The 17,192-nt window shown below is 62.9% G+C and carries 14 protein-coding genes and 1 riboswitch; of the genes, 7 read left to right on the forward strand and 7 right to left on the reverse strand.

The features are described 5' to 3' along the window. Positions 1 to 18 precede the first annotated feature (18 nt). From G3O01_RS17955 to G3O01_RS17965, 3 genes are all read left to right on the forward strand, one after another. Positions 19 to 465, forward strand: coding sequence for a hypothetical protein (locus G3O01_RS17955; RefSeq protein WP_205806488.1), 447 nt, complete (start codon positions 19 to 21; stop codon positions 463 to 465). 98 nt (positions 466 to 563) lie between these two features. Then, on the forward strand, positions 564 to 794 hold the full coding sequence (locus tag G3O01_RS17960) for a hypothetical protein (protein ID WP_205806489.1): 231 nt from the start codon (positions 564 to 566) through the stop codon (positions 792 to 794). A gap of 495 nt (positions 795 to 1,289) precedes the next feature. Then, the gene (locus tag G3O01_RS17965) at positions 1,290 to 3,383 is read left to right on the forward strand and encodes a YadA-like family protein (RefSeq protein ID WP_241024056.1); all 2,094 of its coding nucleotides are present in this window, start codon (positions 1,290 to 1,292) and stop codon (positions 3,381 to 3,383) included. A gap of 91 nt (positions 3,384 to 3,474) precedes the next feature. On the opposite strand, the gene G3O01_RS17970 is transcribed toward G3O01_RS17965, so the two are convergent. Both G3O01_RS17970 and G3O01_RS17975 read right to left on the reverse strand, forming a co-directional pair. Then, the gene (locus tag G3O01_RS17970; protein WP_205806491.1) at positions 3,475 to 4,791 is read right to left on the reverse strand and encodes a DUF3443 domain-containing protein; all 1,317 of its coding nucleotides are present in this window, start codon (positions 4,789 to 4,791) and stop codon (positions 3,475 to 3,477) included. Positions 4,792 to 4,802: 11 nt separating this feature from the next. Next, positions 4,803 to 5,273 carry a DUF2844 domain-containing protein gene (locus G3O01_RS17975; RefSeq protein WP_205806492.1) on the reverse strand — a complete coding sequence of 157 codons (471 nt, stop codon included), beginning with the start codon at positions 5,271 to 5,273 and terminating at the stop codon, positions 4,803 to 4,805. 486 nt (positions 5,274 to 5,759) lie between these two features. Between G3O01_RS17975 and bamC the strand changes: the two genes are divergently transcribed. Next, complete coding sequence (bamC, locus tag G3O01_RS17980; RefSeq protein ID WP_205806493.1) at positions 5,760 to 6,995, forward strand: outer membrane protein assembly factor BamC; 1,236 nt, start codon at positions 5,760 to 5,762, stop codon at positions 6,993 to 6,995. Between the two features lie 181 nt (positions 6,996 to 7,176). Continuing rightward, the gene (locus G3O01_RS17985) at positions 7,177 to 7,323 is read left to right on the forward strand and encodes a hypothetical protein (protein ID WP_205806494.1); all 147 of its coding nucleotides are present in this window, start codon (positions 7,177 to 7,179) and stop codon (positions 7,321 to 7,323) included. A gap of 464 nt (positions 7,324 to 7,787) precedes the next feature. On the opposite strand, the gene G3O01_RS17990 is transcribed toward G3O01_RS17985, so the two are convergent. The 5 genes from G3O01_RS17990 to thiC all read right to left on the reverse strand — a co-directional run bounded on the left by G3O01_RS17990 (position 7,788) and on the right by thiC (position 14,878). After that, complete coding sequence (locus G3O01_RS17990) at positions 7,788 to 8,720, reverse strand: DMT family transporter (protein ID WP_241024057.1); 933 nt, start codon at positions 8,718 to 8,720, stop codon at positions 7,788 to 7,790. 170 nt (positions 8,721 to 8,890) lie between these two features. Next, on the reverse strand, positions 8,891 to 10,489 hold the full coding sequence (locus G3O01_RS17995) for an L-lactate permease (RefSeq protein WP_205806496.1): 1,599 nt from the start codon (positions 10,487 to 10,489) through the stop codon (positions 8,891 to 8,893). A gap of 303 nt (positions 10,490 to 10,792) precedes the next feature. Continuing rightward, positions 10,793 to 11,431 carry a hypothetical protein gene (locus G3O01_RS18000; protein WP_205806497.1) on the reverse strand — a complete coding sequence of 213 codons (639 nt, stop codon included), beginning with the start codon at positions 11,429 to 11,431 and terminating at the stop codon, positions 10,793 to 10,795. Positions 11,432 to 11,751: 320 nt separating this feature from the next. Next, complete coding sequence (locus G3O01_RS18005) at positions 11,752 to 11,964, reverse strand: glycine zipper 2TM domain-containing protein (protein ID WP_205806498.1); 213 nt, start codon at positions 11,962 to 11,964, stop codon at positions 11,752 to 11,754. 982 nt (positions 11,965 to 12,946) lie between these two features. Beyond that, positions 12,947 to 14,878, reverse strand: coding sequence for a phosphomethylpyrimidine synthase ThiC (gene thiC, locus G3O01_RS18010; protein ID WP_205806499.1), 1,932 nt, complete (start codon positions 14,876 to 14,878; stop codon positions 12,947 to 12,949). 116 nt (positions 14,879 to 14,994) lie between these two features. Continuing rightward, positions 14,995 to 15,122, reverse strand: a riboswitch (TPP riboswitch). Positions 15,123 to 15,411: 289 nt separating this feature from the next. Here thiC and G3O01_RS18015 point away from each other — a divergent pair. Both G3O01_RS18015 and G3O01_RS18020 read left to right on the forward strand, forming a co-directional pair. Next, positions 15,412 to 15,867 carry a hypothetical protein gene (locus G3O01_RS18015; protein WP_205806500.1) on the forward strand — a complete coding sequence of 152 codons (456 nt, stop codon included), beginning with the start codon at positions 15,412 to 15,414 and terminating at the stop codon, positions 15,865 to 15,867. A gap of 374 nt (positions 15,868 to 16,241) precedes the next feature. Further along, positions 16,242 to 17,159: an EamA family transporter gene (locus G3O01_RS18020; protein WP_205806501.1), complete on the forward strand. Its 918-nt coding sequence runs from the start codon at positions 16,242 to 16,244 to the stop codon at positions 17,157 to 17,159. Positions 17,160 to 17,192 lie beyond the last annotated feature (33 nt).

Genomic DNA, 17,192 nt, shown 5'->3' on the forward strand with positions numbered 1-17,192 from the left:
CTGATTGATGGAATATCGATGAAGACCCGCACTCCTGTTATCGCCTGCTGCTTGATTGCCGCCGCTGTGTCCGCGGGATGCGCGGCCGTGTACACGAACACGAGCGCATGCGAGCAGACGATGCGGCAGTCGGCTGGCGAGCTTTCCGCCGGGGACACGCTTCGGATCAATCACAGCGGCACGGCGATTCACGGCAGCCGCGTGGTCGTCGAAGGCTCGCTCGAGCATCCGCAGACGGCATCGGAAGCGGCTGTCGCGAAGCCGCCCAACACCAACATCTTCGAAGCCGGGCTGCTTGCTCCTGTGATGGCAGCTTTCGCAAAGACGCAGCCGCAAAAGACCGCGACCCCTGCCGCAGCGGAATGCACCTACGACGCGAGCGGCCAGACTGCGTTCCGCTGGCTGGCGCCTGCGCGCCTCGTGAAAGCGTCGTCACCGGCCGAAGACACGCACTCCGACGAATAACGCCGGCGCCGTCGCGGCGGGCATGCTGCGACGCACGCATCGCCCTGAATCCGCCGTGCTAGGATTTCTGCGAGTAACGCGGAAGTCAGGAGGGCAGCATGGACGGCTTCGTCAGACATCAGATCGAAGGCGCATCCGTCGACATCGACGTGGTGCCCGTCACGCCGCGCGGCTACTGCGCGCGCTTCCGCATTTTCCGCGACGCTGCCGACAATCCCGAATGGCATCAGGTCCATGTGTCGGGCAGCGTGTTCGACACCGCTGAGGAAGCCGAGGAAGCCGCGCGTTCGATGGCGCTCGAACGGGTGCTCGCTCGCGGCGACTCCTAGTCCGATCGGCCAGGTTGGCTTCGCTTGCTGCTGTCGGTATCGTTTGACTCATTCGCGCACGTTCGTCGCGCGGGTCTCTTTGTCTATCGTCGGTCTTTGCTTCGCGTCTTGCGCGTTGCCATTTGCCATGAATTAGCGTGAACAAGCCAAAATTTCCTCATTTGGGAGTTTTCTTGTATGGGCGCTAGCGTTGTATCCGTAGGATTTGCCCGTCGTAATCACCAACGAAGAAGTGGCGATACGTAGGAGGCATCTCTACGGGTGCGGGAATCATCATGCATTGAATACCGTATCTACATTAATTCGGTATCCAAAATGGTGGTTCCGAAAATCGTGGGGTGCCGTGCGCCGGGGAAAGAGGTGTTATCTGTAGCAAGGGTTGGGATGAGCAATTTGCAGAACGTAACGGGTGTTGAACGTGAGCTGTCTTCTTCGAGGTCGTGTCGCGCAGACGGGCGTTTGAGCCGGCGCGGATACGCGGGTGTGGCCGTTGCGATGAGCCTGGGTACAGCGACCTGTACACCGTCGGCGGTGCGCGCAGCACCCGTCACCGACTACATCGCGGTAAGCAACAACGTGCTGACGGGCGCGCCGACCACGGCAGCGAACACGCTGAACACGATGGCCATCGGGCCGTCTGCGAACGCATCGGGAGACTATGCGCTGGCTGTCGGGGCGGGCGCCGGTGCGATTCGCACCGGGTCGACGGCGATCGGCTCGCGGTCGGCGGCACTGGCCATGAATTCGGTCGTGATCGGCTATGGCGCGTCGACTGGGTTCAATGCGGACAGAGGCGTGTCGATCGGCTATATGGCCGATGCCGAAGGGCTCGATTCACTCGGGCTGGGCTCGTTTGCGGTCGCTACGGGGCAGCGCTCGCTCGCTTTCGGTGTGAACGCATTGACGGGTTTCGCCGCCCTGGACGGGATAGCGTTGGGAACGAACAGCATTGCAACGGCGAGCGGCGCGATTGCGTTGGGCGCGAATGCGAAGGCAGACCGGGCGAACACGGTGTCGGTCGGCAACGCGACATTGCAACGCCAGATCGTTAACGTCGCAGCGGGCACGGCCGATACGGACGCGGTCAATGTCGGCCAATTGCGGGGCGCGGTGTCGGCTGGTCTCGCGGATGCTGTCACCTACGACTCGCCCGCGCATGACGCCGTCACATTGGGCGGCGCGGCAGCGAGTGCGCCCGTGCGGCTCGGCAATGTGGCCGATGGCGTCGTCGACGCATCCAGTCATGACGCGGTCAACGGCAGCCAGTTGCATGGATTGGGCGCGAGCGTTGCGTCGGCGCTTGGTGGCGAGGCAACAGTGGCGGCGGATGGAACGATCGTCGCGCCGACCTATCGCATCGGCGGCAGTGAGTTCCGCAATGTGGGCGATGCGCTCGGCAATCTCGACGGGCGCGTCACGAGCAATACCAATGCGATCAACGACCTGAACGTCGCACTCAGCAATGTGATCAACAGCGGCGTCGAGCCGCGTTACTTCCACGCGAATTCGACACTGGCCGATTCGATCGCGACTGGCGCCAATTCCGTGGCGATCGGTGGCGGCGCACAGGCGGCGTTCTCGAATTCGGTCGCGCTCGGTGCGAACGCGGTGGCCGATCGCGCCAATTCGGTGTCGGTGGGATCGACGGGCAACGAACGGCAGATCACGCATGTTGCTGCGGGCACGGCGGACACGGATGCAGTGAACGTCGCGCAGTTGAAGCAGGCGGGTCTGATCGACGGTAACGGCAATGTGACGAGCGCCGTGGTTTATGACAACACGGGCGGCCAGGTCGATTACACGAGCGTGACGCTCGGGCAGGGCACGGCCGGCGGCACGGTCATTCACAACCTCGCGAGTGGCGTCTCCGCAACCGACGCAGTCAACGTGAGTCAGTTGAACGCGGCGTTGAACCGGGTCATCAACATAGAGACCGGCGCCTCAGCGTTCGTCAGCGCAAACGGCAATACTGCGACGGAAGCCGCGTCTTCTAACGGCACGCATGCCACGGCGGTAGGCGCGGCTGCCGTCGCCAACGGCGATCAGGCAACGGCGCTTGGCGGTGGCGCGCAATCGGTTGGTACGTCGACGACCGCCATCGGGGCAAACGCTTTGGCAAACAGCACGGATGCTTCGGCGTTCGGCGCGGGCAGTCAGGCGGTGGCGGCGGGAGCGGTCGCGCTGGGATCAGGGGCGGTTGCGAACCGGGCGAATACCGTGTCGGTCGGTCAGCCGGGCAGTGAGCGGCAGATCGTCAACGTCGCGCCAGGCACACAAGGCACGGACGCCGTCAACCTGAACCAGTTGAACTCGGCGGTCGATCAGGCGAATCAGTCTATCCACGATCTCGATCGAAGCACGCGAAAGGGCATTGCGTCGGCATCGGCTTTGCAGATCGTCACGCCGTATCTGCCCGGACGCACGACGCTCAATGCGGGTGTCGCCGGCTACCGGGGGCAGGCGGCATTCGGGCTTGGGGTGTCGCGCTGGAACGAGAAGGGGACGATCAATCTCAATGCAGGCGTAGCATCGTCGGGCAGTAACAGCACGATTGTGCGTGCGGGTATCGGCATCGTACTCGGCAACTGAGTGTGACGTGGCTGGCGCGGGTGTGTGCTTCTTTGATACTCGCGCCAGGAATCGCGCTGTAACCAGTCATCGGTTGAGAGTGAACGCGCACTCAAAACGCGTAGTATGGGCCTCGTCCCGCCGACGTCATTCGCGACTCGATCGCGGTATAGATGCGGCGTCCGAAGAAGAACGGCAGGCCCCAATCGAACGCTGTCGATGGCCCGCCGAGGTTGTTGAACGCATAGTTTTGCGTTGCGAACAGGGCTTGAGAGTTGGCGATCGAGAACGCCGATGATGTCGAGGTGCCGTCGGTGCCTGTCAACGTAGCGCTTAGCGATTGAGTCGAAGCTGGGCACCACCATACGCCGCAGCGCGCGAGTGTCGCGCTTGGAAAGAAGAGGCCGTTCGAGCCGCTGTCGATAAAGCTTTGCGAGTAGCGCTGCCCATTGACAGAGGTGGTGACATAGCCTGTCACCGAATTGGCTTTCAGCACGGTGGCACTTCCGAGCGTGTTGTTCGCCTGTGTGCCGATGCCGAAGATCATCGATCCATCTACGGCTGGTGCACCATTCGGACCTATGTCGGGCAGGTCGATCACGACACCGTTGTTGTCGAGCGCGAACTGGCTGATCGGATTGACTACCTGTTGCGCGAGCGGCTGTCTGGTCGACACGCACGCGCCCGACGCATCGCACGCGTAGTACCAGCGCGGTACGGCCGAGTTGACGCAGGCGCCGCCGCAATCGACGGAAAACAGACCCACGCCGAGAATGCCGTTCACGCGAAGCGAGCCGGGCGTCATCATCGGGAGACCTGATGCGGCGCAGTCGGACGGCACGGCCGGGACGGACGGATCGGCGATCACCTGGATAGAGATGCCTGACGCAAGCTGACCGGCCATGCGGATATCGGCGGTGCGCACGGCGCCCCACGTGAAGCCGGTGCCGAACACGCTGCATTCGCCGTTGATCTGGTTCGTCGATCCTGACGGCGGAACAGCGGCGACTGCCGGCAGCGCGAGGCTCGCCGGCAGTTGCGATGCGAGCACGCGCAGACCCTGCGAACCGGTATCGACCTGGATGTTGTCGATCGTCGCGCAATTCGACGTACCCGGCGCGCACACCGTGACGCTCGTCGTGAGCATATTGCGGGTCTGCGTCGCCGTCGAAGTCACGGCAATGGGGTGCACATTGGGAATCGTCGATTGCGGCACCGGTGTGACAGGCGTGCTAGTCGACACGGGCGTGCTACCCGGCGTGGTGGCGGGTGATGCGGGCGTCGTTTGGGTCGGCGTGCCGGCGTTATTCGATGTGTCCGATCCGCCGCCTCCGCCGCATGCCGTCTGTACGAGGAGAATGATGATGCTGGCGATCGTGATGGCGGCGGCCTGCGTCCGGTGGACCGCGGATGTCAATGCATGGTTCATCGCGGACTCCGTCAGCGCAAGCTCGTCAGCGACACGCCGGGCGGGACGGCCGCGGGCAACCACGCGCGGCCGACATAGCTGCGCATCTGTCCGCCCGTCTCGACGACGACGTCCGGCTGCTCGACGCGAGACGCATGGAGCGCGCCCGTCGTATCCAGTTGGGCTGCCGCTTGCGCCTGATATCGCCTGGCATAGGGCCCAAGCAGTTGCGTGAGATCGGGCATGGTCGGGCCCTGCCATGCGCACGCGAAGATGAGGCCATCGGCGGTGGCATATTCGTTGATGGTCGTGCCGCCCGCATCGACAGTCGAGCGTACGCGGACGGTGCTTCCTGGTAACAGGCGCTGCTGCGCTGTGTCGCCCGCTTGCTGCACTGGCATCGTGCCGCCGAGTTCGGCGCGGGCGTCGCCGGCAGCGAAAATGGTCGCGCTCAACGCGAACACGGCGAGAACGATCGTCGGACGTGTATTGATGAATGACATGGTGCGGCTCCCCGTGGGCATTCGGCCCATTTTCGAGATCGTTAATTCAAGATATCACCGGGGTTTTGAGATGCGATTCACCAACCTGAAAGGAGCGCGCAGTTATCTCAAAAGCAAGCATGCTGATAAAGCAGATTTAGGCGCGGAAAATCAATGACATGCGGCAAGGAGCGCGGCCGGTTCTGCCGCGTGCATAAATGTGGCGAAACGTTAAAAATCCACGCGAAATCAGGCTGATTTACCGGTGCGCCGATTCATTATGAGATGATGCGGGCGGCCTGGACGCCATGCGTCCGGCGTCGTCCAGGTTCGCGATGCGAACCGCGCTGGCGGAACGCCGGCTGGCCCGGCTGTGTTGCGATCGAAAGCGCCAGAAAGCGTGCGGATTCCCGCTTTTTGCACTTCGTGTCGCCGGCCCGGTAAAATGATGGGTTAGTCCACGGACATGCCGTGGCTTCCGTGGCTTATAGGAAGGATTCCTGGAACATGACTGAACTTCGTCTCACCAAGCGGTTTGCAGCATTGCTGATGGCAGGCGGGCTGGTCGCCGGCTGCGGCACGTCGTCGCCGAGCAAGATCGACTACAAGAGCGACTCGAAATCGAAGGAAGTGTCACTCGCTGTTCCGCCGAACATGCTCGAGGAAACCTCGGACCAGCGTTCGCTGCCGCCGCAAAGCGGTCAAACCTCGCTGTCGACGCTGCAGCAGGTACAGAGCGATGCGCCCACCGCGGGCGCGGCTGTCGCCCCCGTGGTCAACGGCATGCACATTCAGCGCGACGGCACGGAAAGCTGGCTCGTGCTCGACAACCAGAGCCCGGACAAGGCGTGGCCGCAGATCCGCCGTTTCTGGCAGGAACAGGGTTTTCTGCTCGTCGTCGACCAGCGCGACAAGGGCGTGATGGAAACGGACTGGAACGAAACCCATCCTTCCATCAACGACGGCCTGATCCGCAGCACGCTGTCGAAGGCGATGGGCAACTCGTACGTCACGGCAGAGCGCAACAAGTACCGCACGCGTCTCGAAGCGGCGCCGAACGGCGGCACCTACGTGTTCATCAGCCAGAAGGGCCTGCGCGAAGCGCTCAGCGGCACGAACAACGACACGAGCAAGTGGGAGCCGAAGCCGAACGACCCCGCGCTCGAAACCGAATACCTGAAGCGTCTGATGGCGACGCTCGCCAGGAACGACGCAGGCACGAAGACGGCCAGCCTGTCGGATACGGCAGCCGTTTCGCCGTCCGGCTCGCAAGCCGCGCCGAACGCGGCCGCGGGCGGCGCGAAGTCGGCGGCGGCTGCGACGGCAGCGCAGAACGTGGCGCTGGCTGCGCAACAGCCGGTGCGGGATCCTTCGTCGGCGGCGGAGACGTCGGCGCAGGCTTCGTCGACAGAACTGACGCTCGGCGAGCCGTATGACCGCGCATGGTTGCGCGTCGGTCTCGCGCTCGATCGCAGCAACTTCACCGTCGACGACCGCGATCGGACCCGCGGCCTGTACTTCGTTCGCTATGTCGATCCGAAGGACATGACGTCGGCCGAGCAGGGCTTCTGGAGCCAGGTGTTCCACGGCCGCAAGGAAAAGGTCGCCAAGCAATATCGCGTGAACGTGCGTGCGGTGACGCCGAACCAGACGCGTGTAGCCGTTGTCGACGATAAGGGCGATGTCGATTCGTCGTCGCAAGCAAAGCAGATCATGTCGCTGATGGTCGATCAGCTGCACTGACACCGGAGGGCCGCGCCTTGCGCGCGGCGAGCCACACGAGCCCGCGTGACGAGAGTCGTCACGCGGGCTTTTTTATCGCCGTTGTGTTGCGCTTCGGCGGAATCCTCTAGCGGATGTGAAGCGTGCGTGCATGCGTTTTGCTCAGCCGTCGATCGGTCCAACCATCGCGAGGAGACCGGCCATGTTCGACGTCATACCGTACTGGATGTGGGTTGTGAGCCTGATCGTGCTCGCCGTGATGTGCGGCGTTGCGCTGTCGTCCGATGCGCCGAGGTATCGGGCCGTGCGTGCGCGGCGCCATCAGCACGAGTCCCGCAGGCTACGCTGATCGATGTTCACGTCGGGCCGCGCTCCCGCCGCGGCCCGCGCGTAACGTGACGTTACGCCGTAACACCCGCTCCATGCAGCGACTCCAGATTCCGCCTTTCGCCTTTCCCCACGTCAAATCAAGCACTTGCGCTACGCAAGCCACGGCGGGCAATGTTGGCACGCTAGCTGCTTTTAACTGTCCCGAAATTCACGGAACTGGCCGCACAACCTGATTCAGCCTGTGTTTGCGGGATATCGAGCGTCAACCTGGCGGCGCGTGCTTCAGTTGTGGCTGTTCTGATATTCGCGGGATCTGGACGGGCGCCTGGCGGCGACCGTCACGGTGGCCCCGTCGCCTATCCTCGTAGGGCGACGGTTTCGCCCGCGCTCCAGGCTTGGAGCGCGGGCGATTTTTTTGTGCTGCGGATTTATGTGTCTGTTGCCTCGCCGATAGCTGTCCGCGGCAACAGGCAGCGTGACGAATCAGCAACGCTCGCGCACGCCGCGTCCACCGAAGCCCGGAATGCGCTTGATCACGCCCGTCGCGAGCGCGGTGCCGACGAGAATCACCGCGCAGCCTTGGACCATGCCCATCGACACGCGCTCGCCGAGAAAGAGCGCGCCCCACAGGATGCCGAAGATCGGGATGACGAAGGTCACCGTGATCGCGCGCGCGGGGCCGGCCACGGCGATCAGGTGGAAGAACAGCAGATAGGCGATGCCCGTGCATGCGATACCCATCGCGATCACCGAGCCCCACGCCTTCGTCGACGGCGCAACGGTGGGCCATGACGACGCGGCGAGCGGCAACAGTACGATGGTCGCGCCGATCATCGTGCCCGTCGCGACGGTGAGCGCGTCGACGCCCATCAGATGCTTTTTCGTGTAGCTGGCGGCAATGCCGTACAGGAGCGTCGCGCCGAGCGCGGCGGCGGCAGCAAGCGCCGTCGTGGTCGGCGAGACGTTGGTGCCGCTCGGCGCGGCGATCTGATCCCATACGAGCATCAGCACGCCCGCGAAGCCGATCACGAGACCGATGCTACGCAGCGCGCTCAGCCGGTCCTTGAGCCAGACGAAGGCAACGAGCGCGCCCCATAGGGGCGTGGTTGCGTTGATCACCGACGTCACGCCCGCCGACAGCGTGATTTCCGCGTACGCGAACAGGCAGAACGGTGCAGCCGAATTGAGAATGCCGACCACGAGCAATGGCAGCGCGCGGGTGCGCATGGTTGCCGCCGACTCGCGCAGCGGGCGCCGTGCGACGAGTACGATCAGCAGGAACAGCGCGCCGATGCCGACGCGCAGCGCCATCAATGGCGCGACGCCGAAGTCGCTCACGCCGACGCGTATGAACAGGAACGACGCGCCCCAGAGCGCGGCGAGGATCAGAAGCTGTAAGACGTTGACTGGATTCATCGTGAGAGTGTCGCGCGCAGTTGAGTCGCGATGCGTAGGCATGTTAACACCGGCCTTACGCCCAACGTTTCACGATGAGATGAAACAGCAAGAATCGACAATCCGGCTTCGGGAGGCTGGGCTAAACGCGCGGGCGCGAAGGGTCCCGCCCGCGTTCGAATGGAGACGCGTCAATGCGGAATCATCCATTGCAGCACGTTCTGCTGCAGCCAGACGAGAATGCCGAGCAGCACCGTCAGCAGGATCGAATGCTTGAAAGTCTTCGCGAACACGTAGCCTTCCTTGCCTTTGAGATCGGTCGTCGCGACGCCCGTCGAGATGTTCTGCGGCGAGATCATCTTGCCCATCACACCGCCCGACGAGTTGGTCGCGGCCATCAGCACCGGGTTCAGGTTCAGCTGGTTGGCGGCGACCACCTGCAGGTTGCCGAACAACGCATTGCCCGACGTGTCGCTGCCCGACAGGAAAACCGCCACCCAGCCGAGGAACGCCGACACCAGCGGAAAGAACGCGCCGACGGACGCCACGCCGAGACCGAGCGTGTAGTTCATTCCCGAGTAGTTCATCAGGTACGCAAGGCCGACGATCGTCGCCACGGTCAGAATGGCGATGCGCGTCTGTACCCAGGTATCGGCGATCGCGCGTCCGAAGTCGGACGGTTTCAGGCCGACCACGAAGGCCGTGATGATGGCCGCGACGAGGATCGCCGTGCCGGTGGCGAGCGGCTGGAAGTCCCAGATCGCGCCATACGGCGTGTTGTACAGCGTGATGAAGACGGCTTTGTCGAGACCGGGCCATGGCACTTTTACGTCGCCGATCAGGAAGATCTTCGCGATCGTCCAGATGATCACCACCGCCGACACGATCAGCCACGGATACCAACCTTGCGTACCCGTAATCTTGCCGCGCGTCTCGTTCACGCGATCGACGTTGATGGCGAAGGCGGGATCGGTGGCGGGGCGCCACACGCGCAGGAAGGCAATTGTCAGGATCAGCGAAACGAGCGACGACAGCACGTCCGTCAGGCTGTAATTGATGAAGTTCGACGTGACGAACTGCGTGAGCGCGAAGCTGCCGCCCGACACCAGCAGCACGGGCCACACGCGCAGCATGTTGCGAAAGCCGGCGTACACGCCGATCACGTAGAACGGCAGCAGCAGCGCGAAGAACGGCAACTGGCGGCCGACCATCTTGGCGAGGGCATCGGTTGGTAAATGTGTGACGGCACCGAGCACCGTGATCGGTACGCCGAGTGCGCCGAACGCGACGGGCGCCGTGTTGAAGATCAGCGTGAAGGTGAGCGCTTCGAGCGTCGGGAAACCGAGCAGTATCAGCAGCGAACTGGTGATCGCGATCGGCGTACCGAAGCCAGAGATGCCTTCGAACAGGGCGCCAAACGAAAAGCCGATCACGACGAGCACGATGCGGCGGTCGTTCGGCAGATTGTCGATCATCCACATGCGGAAGGCAGCGAAGCGGCCCGAGTACCGCGCGATGTTGTAGAGCAGGATCGCCGTGACGACGATCCACATCACGGGCCAGCAGGCGAACACCGCGCCCGCCGCGACGGAATCGAGCGCGAGGCCGACCGGAAAATGCCAGCCGAGAATGGCGATCAGCAGGCCGACGACGAGACCGGCCAGCGACGCCTGCCACGCCGGGCGGCGCGCCCAGCCAAGCAGAACGAGTACGACCAGAATGGGCAATGCAGCAACAATGAACGATGGCAACAGCGAGTCGCCGATGGGAGTCAATAGCTGGTGAAACATCACGTCTCCATCATTGTTGTTCGATTCGACGCGAAGACTGCTCCTACGCGGCGAAGCGGCAGGGCTGGACGGATGAAGGCGGCGACGGGCGCGGGTAGGGAACCGGACTGCGCGAGACGCCGGATCACGCAATTAAACAGTTGTTGCACAAACAACCGCCAGCATAGAACGCTGGCGATCTGAGTCAAGCAGGGAAAACGCAGGAACCCATTGTGGGAATAGATGCGGGTTCTGATTCGTAGCACGCGTGGCACGCGGGCGATGCTGCATCGTCCGCGCTGCGTCTTTCGTTAAGGTAATCGGTCAGTGTGAGCGCCCATGGCCGCCGCTCGCCCATGTGTGGCCGCCGCCCCATCCTCCGCCGTGATAGCCGCCACCCCATCCGCCGCCGTGATAGCCGCCACCCCATCCTCCGCCGTGATAGCCGCCACCCCATCCGCCGCCATGGTAGCCGCCGCCCCAGTAACCGTGATGTCCCCAGTAGCCATAATGGCCGCCGCAGCAGCCGCCCCAATAACCGAAGCTCAATGAAATCGATGGTCCCCACCAGCCTGGCCAGCCGTAATACGGATAGCCGTATGGATAGACGGGATACGCGACGGGGTAATACGCGGGGGCAGCGGCATAGACGGGGGCGGCATCGTAGTAGCCTGGCGGCAACGCCGGGGTAGCCGCGCCGTTGGCCGGCATCGTGAATTGCGTCTGTGCGGACGATTGCGCGACGTCGTAGGGAACGTCGGACGTACCGTTGGGGCCGACGGGTATTTCTTGCTGCGTCGCCGCAGTCGGCACTGCGGAATAGCCCGCAGGATAGCCTGAATAATATCCGTAACCGGGATAGTAGCCGTACGGCGCGTAGTAATAGCAGCCGGACAGCACGCCCGACAATGCCAGCGCTGCAACGGCGCGAGTGGTGCGCAGCGTTGCATCGAGCGGATTCATGACGTGCTCCTCGTGAACTTACGGTGCCTGATCTAGCGCGCCGTATTCAAGAAGCTTACGTCAGCGTTTCGACGTGCATGACACAAAGTGGTAACCGCTTATTTCATGCACGATCAGCAACAGGACACGTCCGGCGCGTCCATGCGCGCCGGACTCTGTCCATCTCCCTTCGGCTTTCGAAACGCGAGCCTGCGACTGTCTGCAACTTCGCCGGCGCATGATTCGAAGCCGTTTGCCTGCATCGCCTTCGACGGCGATTTGTTGTATTCCGTATTGCGCGTTTCGCGTGCGCATTGATACATCTGGTTCTTGCCGGCGGCTTACTTGCCCACCTGATTACCGATCACGCCGCCGACGGCCGCGCCACCGAGCGTTGACAGCGCGCTGCCGCCAAGTGCCGCACCCGCTGCACCGCCCACGCCCGCGCCGATTGCCGTATCGCGTTGCCGCGTGGTCATGCCGTCACACGCGGAGAGACTTGCTACCACGGCTACGAGCGCAGCCAGCGCGCCGATTCGATGGAAGGTTTTCATGATTGTGTCTCCCTTTTCTCCCTGATGTTCCTGTTGATAGGGTTCGCAAGTTGCGCTCCCGATCTGTGGTGATTCGATGGTATCGCCGCAGGCCGTTTCTGTTTGTGTGGGCTTGTCAGGAAAGTGTCGGTTTGGTAATTAAATGTATCGGTGAGGTTTTGGTTTGGTTTTGGTTTGGTTTTTGGCTTTTGGTTTGTCTTGCGACGCTGGGGGAGGTTTGCCTGGTTTTGCGTTGGCATCCGCGTTATGTTTTGCCTGGTTCACGCGTTGCCCCTGTGCGGGGCGGCACTTACTTTCTTTGCCGCCGCAAAGAAAGTAAGCAAAGAAAGCGGGCTAACACCGCCCGTTCTTGACCTCCGCCTGAGGGCCCCCAACCGGTCCTCCGCTTCAAACGGCAACCTCTCAGTCCCCGCTCGTTGCCCGCGCTTCGAATCAACGCCTGACCTACTTCAACCACCCGTAGCGCAGCCAGCGGCAGCGAATGGTTACGGCCGCCCAGGTGGCAAACTGTGTGTAGGTCGTAGTACTTCACGCGTCGGCGCCCTTACGACACCGATCGTGTTTTTCAGTCCGGAGTGAATGCGTGTACGGCGCGAAAGCCGACACACAGTTTGCCGCCATAGAACGTGGGAGATTTGGTCGCGCGTGTGGTGACGCGGGAGTGTGAAGCGGGTGAGGCGCTCGATAAGAGCGTTGGCAACGGGCAGTGAAAGGCAGGTTGCCGTTTGAAGCGGAGGACCCGTTGGGGGCCCTCAGGCGGTGGTCAAGAAGGGGCGGTGTTCAGCGGCTTTCTTTTGCCTACTTTTCTTTGCCGCGGCAAAGAAAAGTAGGTGCCGCCCCGCACAGGGGCAACGCTAGCAAACCAGATACATCGCGCGGATGCCATCGCAAAACCAGGCAAACCAAACCAACGTCGCAAGACAAAACCAAAAAACAGCGCACCGCGAGCAAAACCATCCCACCCCCAGCGCACCCCTGCGCGTCACTGCCGGTGATAAATCTCGGCCCCGCTCTTAACGAACTCGACAGCCTTCACTTCCATGCCTTTCTTGAGCGCATCGGTATCGCTCATACCTTCCTTCGCAGCATAGTCGCGAACATCCTGCGTGATCTTCATCGAGCAAAAATGCGGCCCGCACATCGAACAAAAGTGCGCGACCTTCGCCGAATCCTTCGGCAGCGTTTCATCGTGGAATTCGCGTGCCTTGTCAGGATCTAGACCGATGTTGAACTGGTCCTCCCAGCGGAACTCGAAGCGCGCCTTCGAAAGCGCGTTGTCCCGCACCTGTGCGCCCGGATGGCCCTTCGCCAGATCGGCCGCGTGCGCGGCAAGCTTGTACGTGATGATGCCCGTCTTCACGTCGTCCTTGTTCGGCAAGCCAAGGTGCTCCTTCGGCGTCACGTAGCAGAGCATCGCCGTGCCGAACCAGCCGATCATCGCCGCGCCGATGCCCGACGTGATATGGTCGTAGCCCGGCGCGATGTCCGTCGTCAGCGGTCCGAGCGTATAGAAGGGCGCTTCGTCGCACCATTCCAGCTGCAGATCCATGTTCTCCTTGATCAGTTGCATCGGCACGTGGCCCGGGCCTTCGATCATCACCTGCACGTCATGCTTCCACGCGATCTGCGTGAGTTCGCCGAGCGTCTTCAGTTCGCCGAGCTGCGCTTCGTCGTTGGCATCGTAGATCGAGCCGGGACGCAGGCCGTCGCCGAGCGAGAAGCTTACGTCGTACGCCTTCATGATTTCGCAGATGTCTTCGAAGTGCTCGTACAGGAAGCTTTCCTTGTGATGCGCGAGACACCACTTCGCCATGATGGAGCCGCCGCGCGACACGATGCCCGTCATCCGGTTCGCCGTCAGCGGCACGTACTGCAGACGCACGCCCGCGTGAATCGTGAAGTAGTCGACACCTTGCTCAGCCTGTTCGATCAGCGTGTCGCGGAAGATTTCCCACGTCAGGTCTTCAGCCTTGCCGTTGACCTTCTCGAGCGCCTGGTAAATCGGCACCGTGCCGATGGGAACGGGCGAATTGCGGATGATCCATTCGCGCGTCTCATGAATGTGCTTGCCCGTGGAGAGATCCATCACCGTGTCGCCGCCCCAGCGGATCGCCCACGTCATCTTGTCGACTTCCTCGCCGATCGACGACGTCACGGCCGAATTGCCGATGTTCGCGTTGATCTTCACGAGGAAGTTGCGGCCGATGATCATCGGCTCGCTTTCCGGGTGATTGATGTTCGCCGGGATGATCGCGCGGCCGCGCGCGACTTCCTCGCGCACGAATTCCGGCGTGATCTCGTTCAGGCCGTTCGGGCCGAACGCGCTCGCACCGAACGCCTGGCCAGGATGCTGGCGGCCCATCATCGCGGCGAGCTTCGCGCCGTTCGGGCCGCTCGTCTTCAGGCTTTCCAGATACTCCGCGCGGCGCTGGTTCTCGCGGATCGCGATGTATTCCATTTCCGGCGTGATGATGCCTTGCTTCGCGTAGTGCATCTGCGACACGTTCTTGCCCGGCACCGCGCGGCGCGGCGTGCGATGCAGGCCGGGAAAGCGCAGCTGTGCGGTGGCGGGATCGGCGGCGCGCTCGCGGCCGTATTCGCTCGACAGGCCTTGCAGCGACTCGGTGTCGCCGCGCGCTTCGATCCAGCCCTGACGCAGCGCAGGCAGACCGGCGCGGATGTCGATCGTCGCTTCCGGGTCGGTATACGGACCCGATGTGTCGTACACATAGATCGGAGGATTCTTTTCGCCGCCGAAACCGGTCGGCGTGTCCGATTGCGTGATTTCACGCATCGGCACGCGGATATCGGGCTGCGAGCCGGTCACGTAGACCTTGCGCGAGTTCGGCAGCGGCGCGACGGCAGCTTCGTCGACGTGAGCGTCGGCGGAAATGAATTTCGGGTTGGCGTTCATGCGTCTCTCCATGCAATTGTGGGGCGTTACAGCTACGCAGGAGAACGAGACGGCGCGACAAGACGGGGAAGTGGACCGGGTTCGCGTGAGGAGGGTGAGGCGGTACGACAGGTGAAGCGGCGAGCCCGAACGCTTCCCTGCGCTGGCATTATCCAGATCAGGTTCAAAGGGTATTTCTCACCCACGCCATGCGGTGCCTGTTTGCTTTCAGGCGACGCACAACGCAGGACCCCCGCGTTAGCAGCGCACACGATAACCTGGCCGGGCAGGGTTTGGCAACTTGTCTTGAAATTGACGCAACAGCGTGAAACGAGCGTGCGGTGACGGGCCGGGAAATCGCATCGCAAGGGTTTTCAACGAGCTTGCATGGCCGGTTCGTGCTGGAGTTCGACTCAGACTGGCATCTCATGAATGCAGGAAAAGAGAATATTTGCTGATCCGATTCAAGATTGCGCGATCCGGGCCGTTACCTCCCTTCAAGGCTGGGAATTGATCAGTCAGCCTAAGCAAAATCAGTTTGAGAGGATTGCGTAATGGAAGATTGGAAGTGGATGGTGGGAACGGTAGGCGCGTGCCTCGTTGCAACAGGTTCGTTGTTGCCCGTAGCTGTCGAGGCAGCGTCTTTTGAACCGGGTGGCACCGTCACGATCACGGGTGCAATAGTGGAGCCGCCATACGGAATTTCGAGCCGGTTTTCGGATAATTATCAAGGATTCCGTAGCGAAAATATGGTTCAGGGATCGGCGGTCGATGTGATGCTGACGCCCGCATTGAATGCATCGCCGTCGGCGCACATCGCGGTGCTCACGAATCCGGACGAGGGTATCGCGGCACCGCGCACGCTGAGAACGCAATTCACCGACAACGCGACGCACATCGCACAGTCTGCGCGCGCCGGATATCGCGTGGGCAGCGCGGGTGGCACGCTGTCGATCGAGAGCGGCGCCGACGGCGCGCGCGCGGTGACGGTGATGGTGAGCTACGACTGACGCGGCGCGCATCCGACCCAGCCGCCCAGACAGCGGGCGACTGCCAACACGTTTCGGGGTTTTCGTCCCCCTTGCAACGAAAGTTACGATTCTCTTGCCGAACCGCTGCCCACATATTGCATAATGCACGGCGGCGCGAGCGTTTCGCGTCCGTTGGCTGCTGTTGTTGCATTCTGCATCACGAAGGCCATCAATTTGCGCCATTGACCTGGCGTTTCCCTTGCCGTCCGACACCCGTTCCACCGTCGTCTACCGCTCTACTGCCATGCCCGCCCGCTTTGCCCGTCATGCCGCCGCACCGTTGCGGCGCCCGCCGTCCCGTTCGTGGGTGTTCAGCGGGGCTGCGGCGCCATCGACGGCATGGGCGGGTTGACGTGGCGCTGAATCTTCCCAACCGTTTTCCGTTCCGCCTGCCGCAGTCCCACGGCGGACAGATCGCGCTCGCGCTAGGCGTCGTCTATATCGTCTGGGGCTCGACGTACCTCGCCGTGCACGTGGCGCTCGGCTCGTTCCCGCCGCTGCTGATGTCGGGGCTACGCAATTTCTTCGCGGGCGTCGGTCTTTTCATCTTCGCGATGCGGCGCAAGCCCGCCTGGCCGCCGCTCACGGAAATCCGCAATGCCGGACTGGTCGGCACGATGCTGGTCGGACTGTCGAGCGGCATGCTCGCCTACGGGATGCGAACCGTGGGCACCGGCACGGCGGCCGTGATGGTGGCGACCGTGCCGCTGTTCGCGACCGTCATCGCGGCGATCGCGGGGCGCAAGATCGGCCGGGGCGAATGGTTCGCGGTCGGGCTGGGGCTGGTGGGCATCGCGATCCTCAGCCATGGCGACCAGAGCTCGGGCTCGGCGGGCGGCAGTCTCGCCATCCTGTGCGGCGCGCTGTTCTGGGCGGGCGGTGCGCATCTGGCGTCGCGCCTGAAGCTGCCGTCGGACCTGTTTCTGTCTACGTCGCTGCAGATCGGCCTTGGTGGCGCGATGTCGACGATGGTCGCGTGGGTGTCGGGCGAACGGATGATGGACATCCATTTCCTGCCTGTTGTCGCGTTCCTGTATCTGATGCTGATCGGCACGATGGCCGCCTATGTCGCGTACGGCTTCCTGATCCGGCACACGAGCCCGATCATCGCGAGCAGCTGCATGTATGTGAACCCGGTGGTTGCCGTGGCGCTGGGCGCGCTGCTGCTCGGCGAGCCGGTGACGCGCGCGACGGTCATCGCCACGGGTGTGATTCTGGCGAGCGTCGGGTTGTCGTTCTGGTTCGACTACCGGCGGCGCGGCAAGGCGTAACGGACGCCGCCGAGCGCACACGACGCTACGCAA

Source organism: Burkholderia sp. Ac-20365 (assembly GCF_017104715.1).
Taxonomy (GTDB): Bacteria; Pseudomonadota; Gammaproteobacteria; order Burkholderiales; family Burkholderiaceae; genus Paraburkholderia.

Excerpts from the sequence above, each read along its gene's own strand:
- G3O01_RS17970 (WP_205806491.1), bottom strand. The coding sequence starts at position 4,791 with ATGAACCATGCATTGACATCCGCGGTCCACCGGACGCAGGCCGCCGCC.
- G3O01_RS17960 (WP_205806489.1), top strand. The coding sequence starts at position 564 with ATGGACGGCTTCGTCAGACATCAGATCGAAGGCGCATCCGTCGACATC.
- thiC (WP_205806499.1), bottom strand. The coding sequence starts at position 14,878 with ATGAACGCCAACCCGAAATTCATTTCCGCCGACGCTCACGTCGACGAA.
- bamC (WP_205806493.1), top strand. The coding sequence starts at position 5,760 with ATGACTGAACTTCGTCTCACCAAGCGGTTTGCAGCATTGCTGATGGCA.
- G3O01_RS17965 (WP_241024056.1), top strand. The coding sequence starts at position 1,290 with ATGAGCCTGGGTACAGCGACCTGTACACCGTCGGCGGTGCGCGCAGCA.
- G3O01_RS17985 (WP_205806494.1), top strand. The coding sequence starts at position 7,177 with ATGTTCGACGTCATACCGTACTGGATGTGGGTTGTGAGCCTGATCGTG.
- G3O01_RS18015 (WP_205806500.1), top strand. The coding sequence starts at position 15,412 with ATGGAAGATTGGAAGTGGATGGTGGGAACGGTAGGCGCGTGCCTCGTT.
- G3O01_RS18000 (WP_205806497.1), bottom strand. The coding sequence starts at position 11,431 with ATGAATCCGCTCGATGCAACGCTGCGCACCACTCGCGCCGTTGCAGCG.
- G3O01_RS17955 (WP_205806488.1), top strand. The coding sequence starts at position 19 with ATGAAGACCCGCACTCCTGTTATCGCCTGCTGCTTGATTGCCGCCGCT.
- G3O01_RS17990 (WP_241024057.1), bottom strand. The coding sequence starts at position 8,720 with ATGAATCCAGTCAACGTCTTACAGCTTCTGATCCTCGCCGCGCTCTGG.
- G3O01_RS18005 (WP_205806498.1), bottom strand. The coding sequence starts at position 11,964 with ATGAAAACCTTCCATCGAATCGGCGCGCTGGCTGCGCTCGTAGCCGTG.
- G3O01_RS17975 (WP_205806492.1), bottom strand. The coding sequence starts at position 5,273 with ATGTCATTCATCAATACACGTCCGACGATCGTTCTCGCCGTGTTCGCG.
- G3O01_RS17995 (WP_205806496.1), bottom strand. The coding sequence starts at position 10,489 with ATGTTTCACCAGCTATTGACTCCCATCGGCGACTCGCTGTTGCCATCG.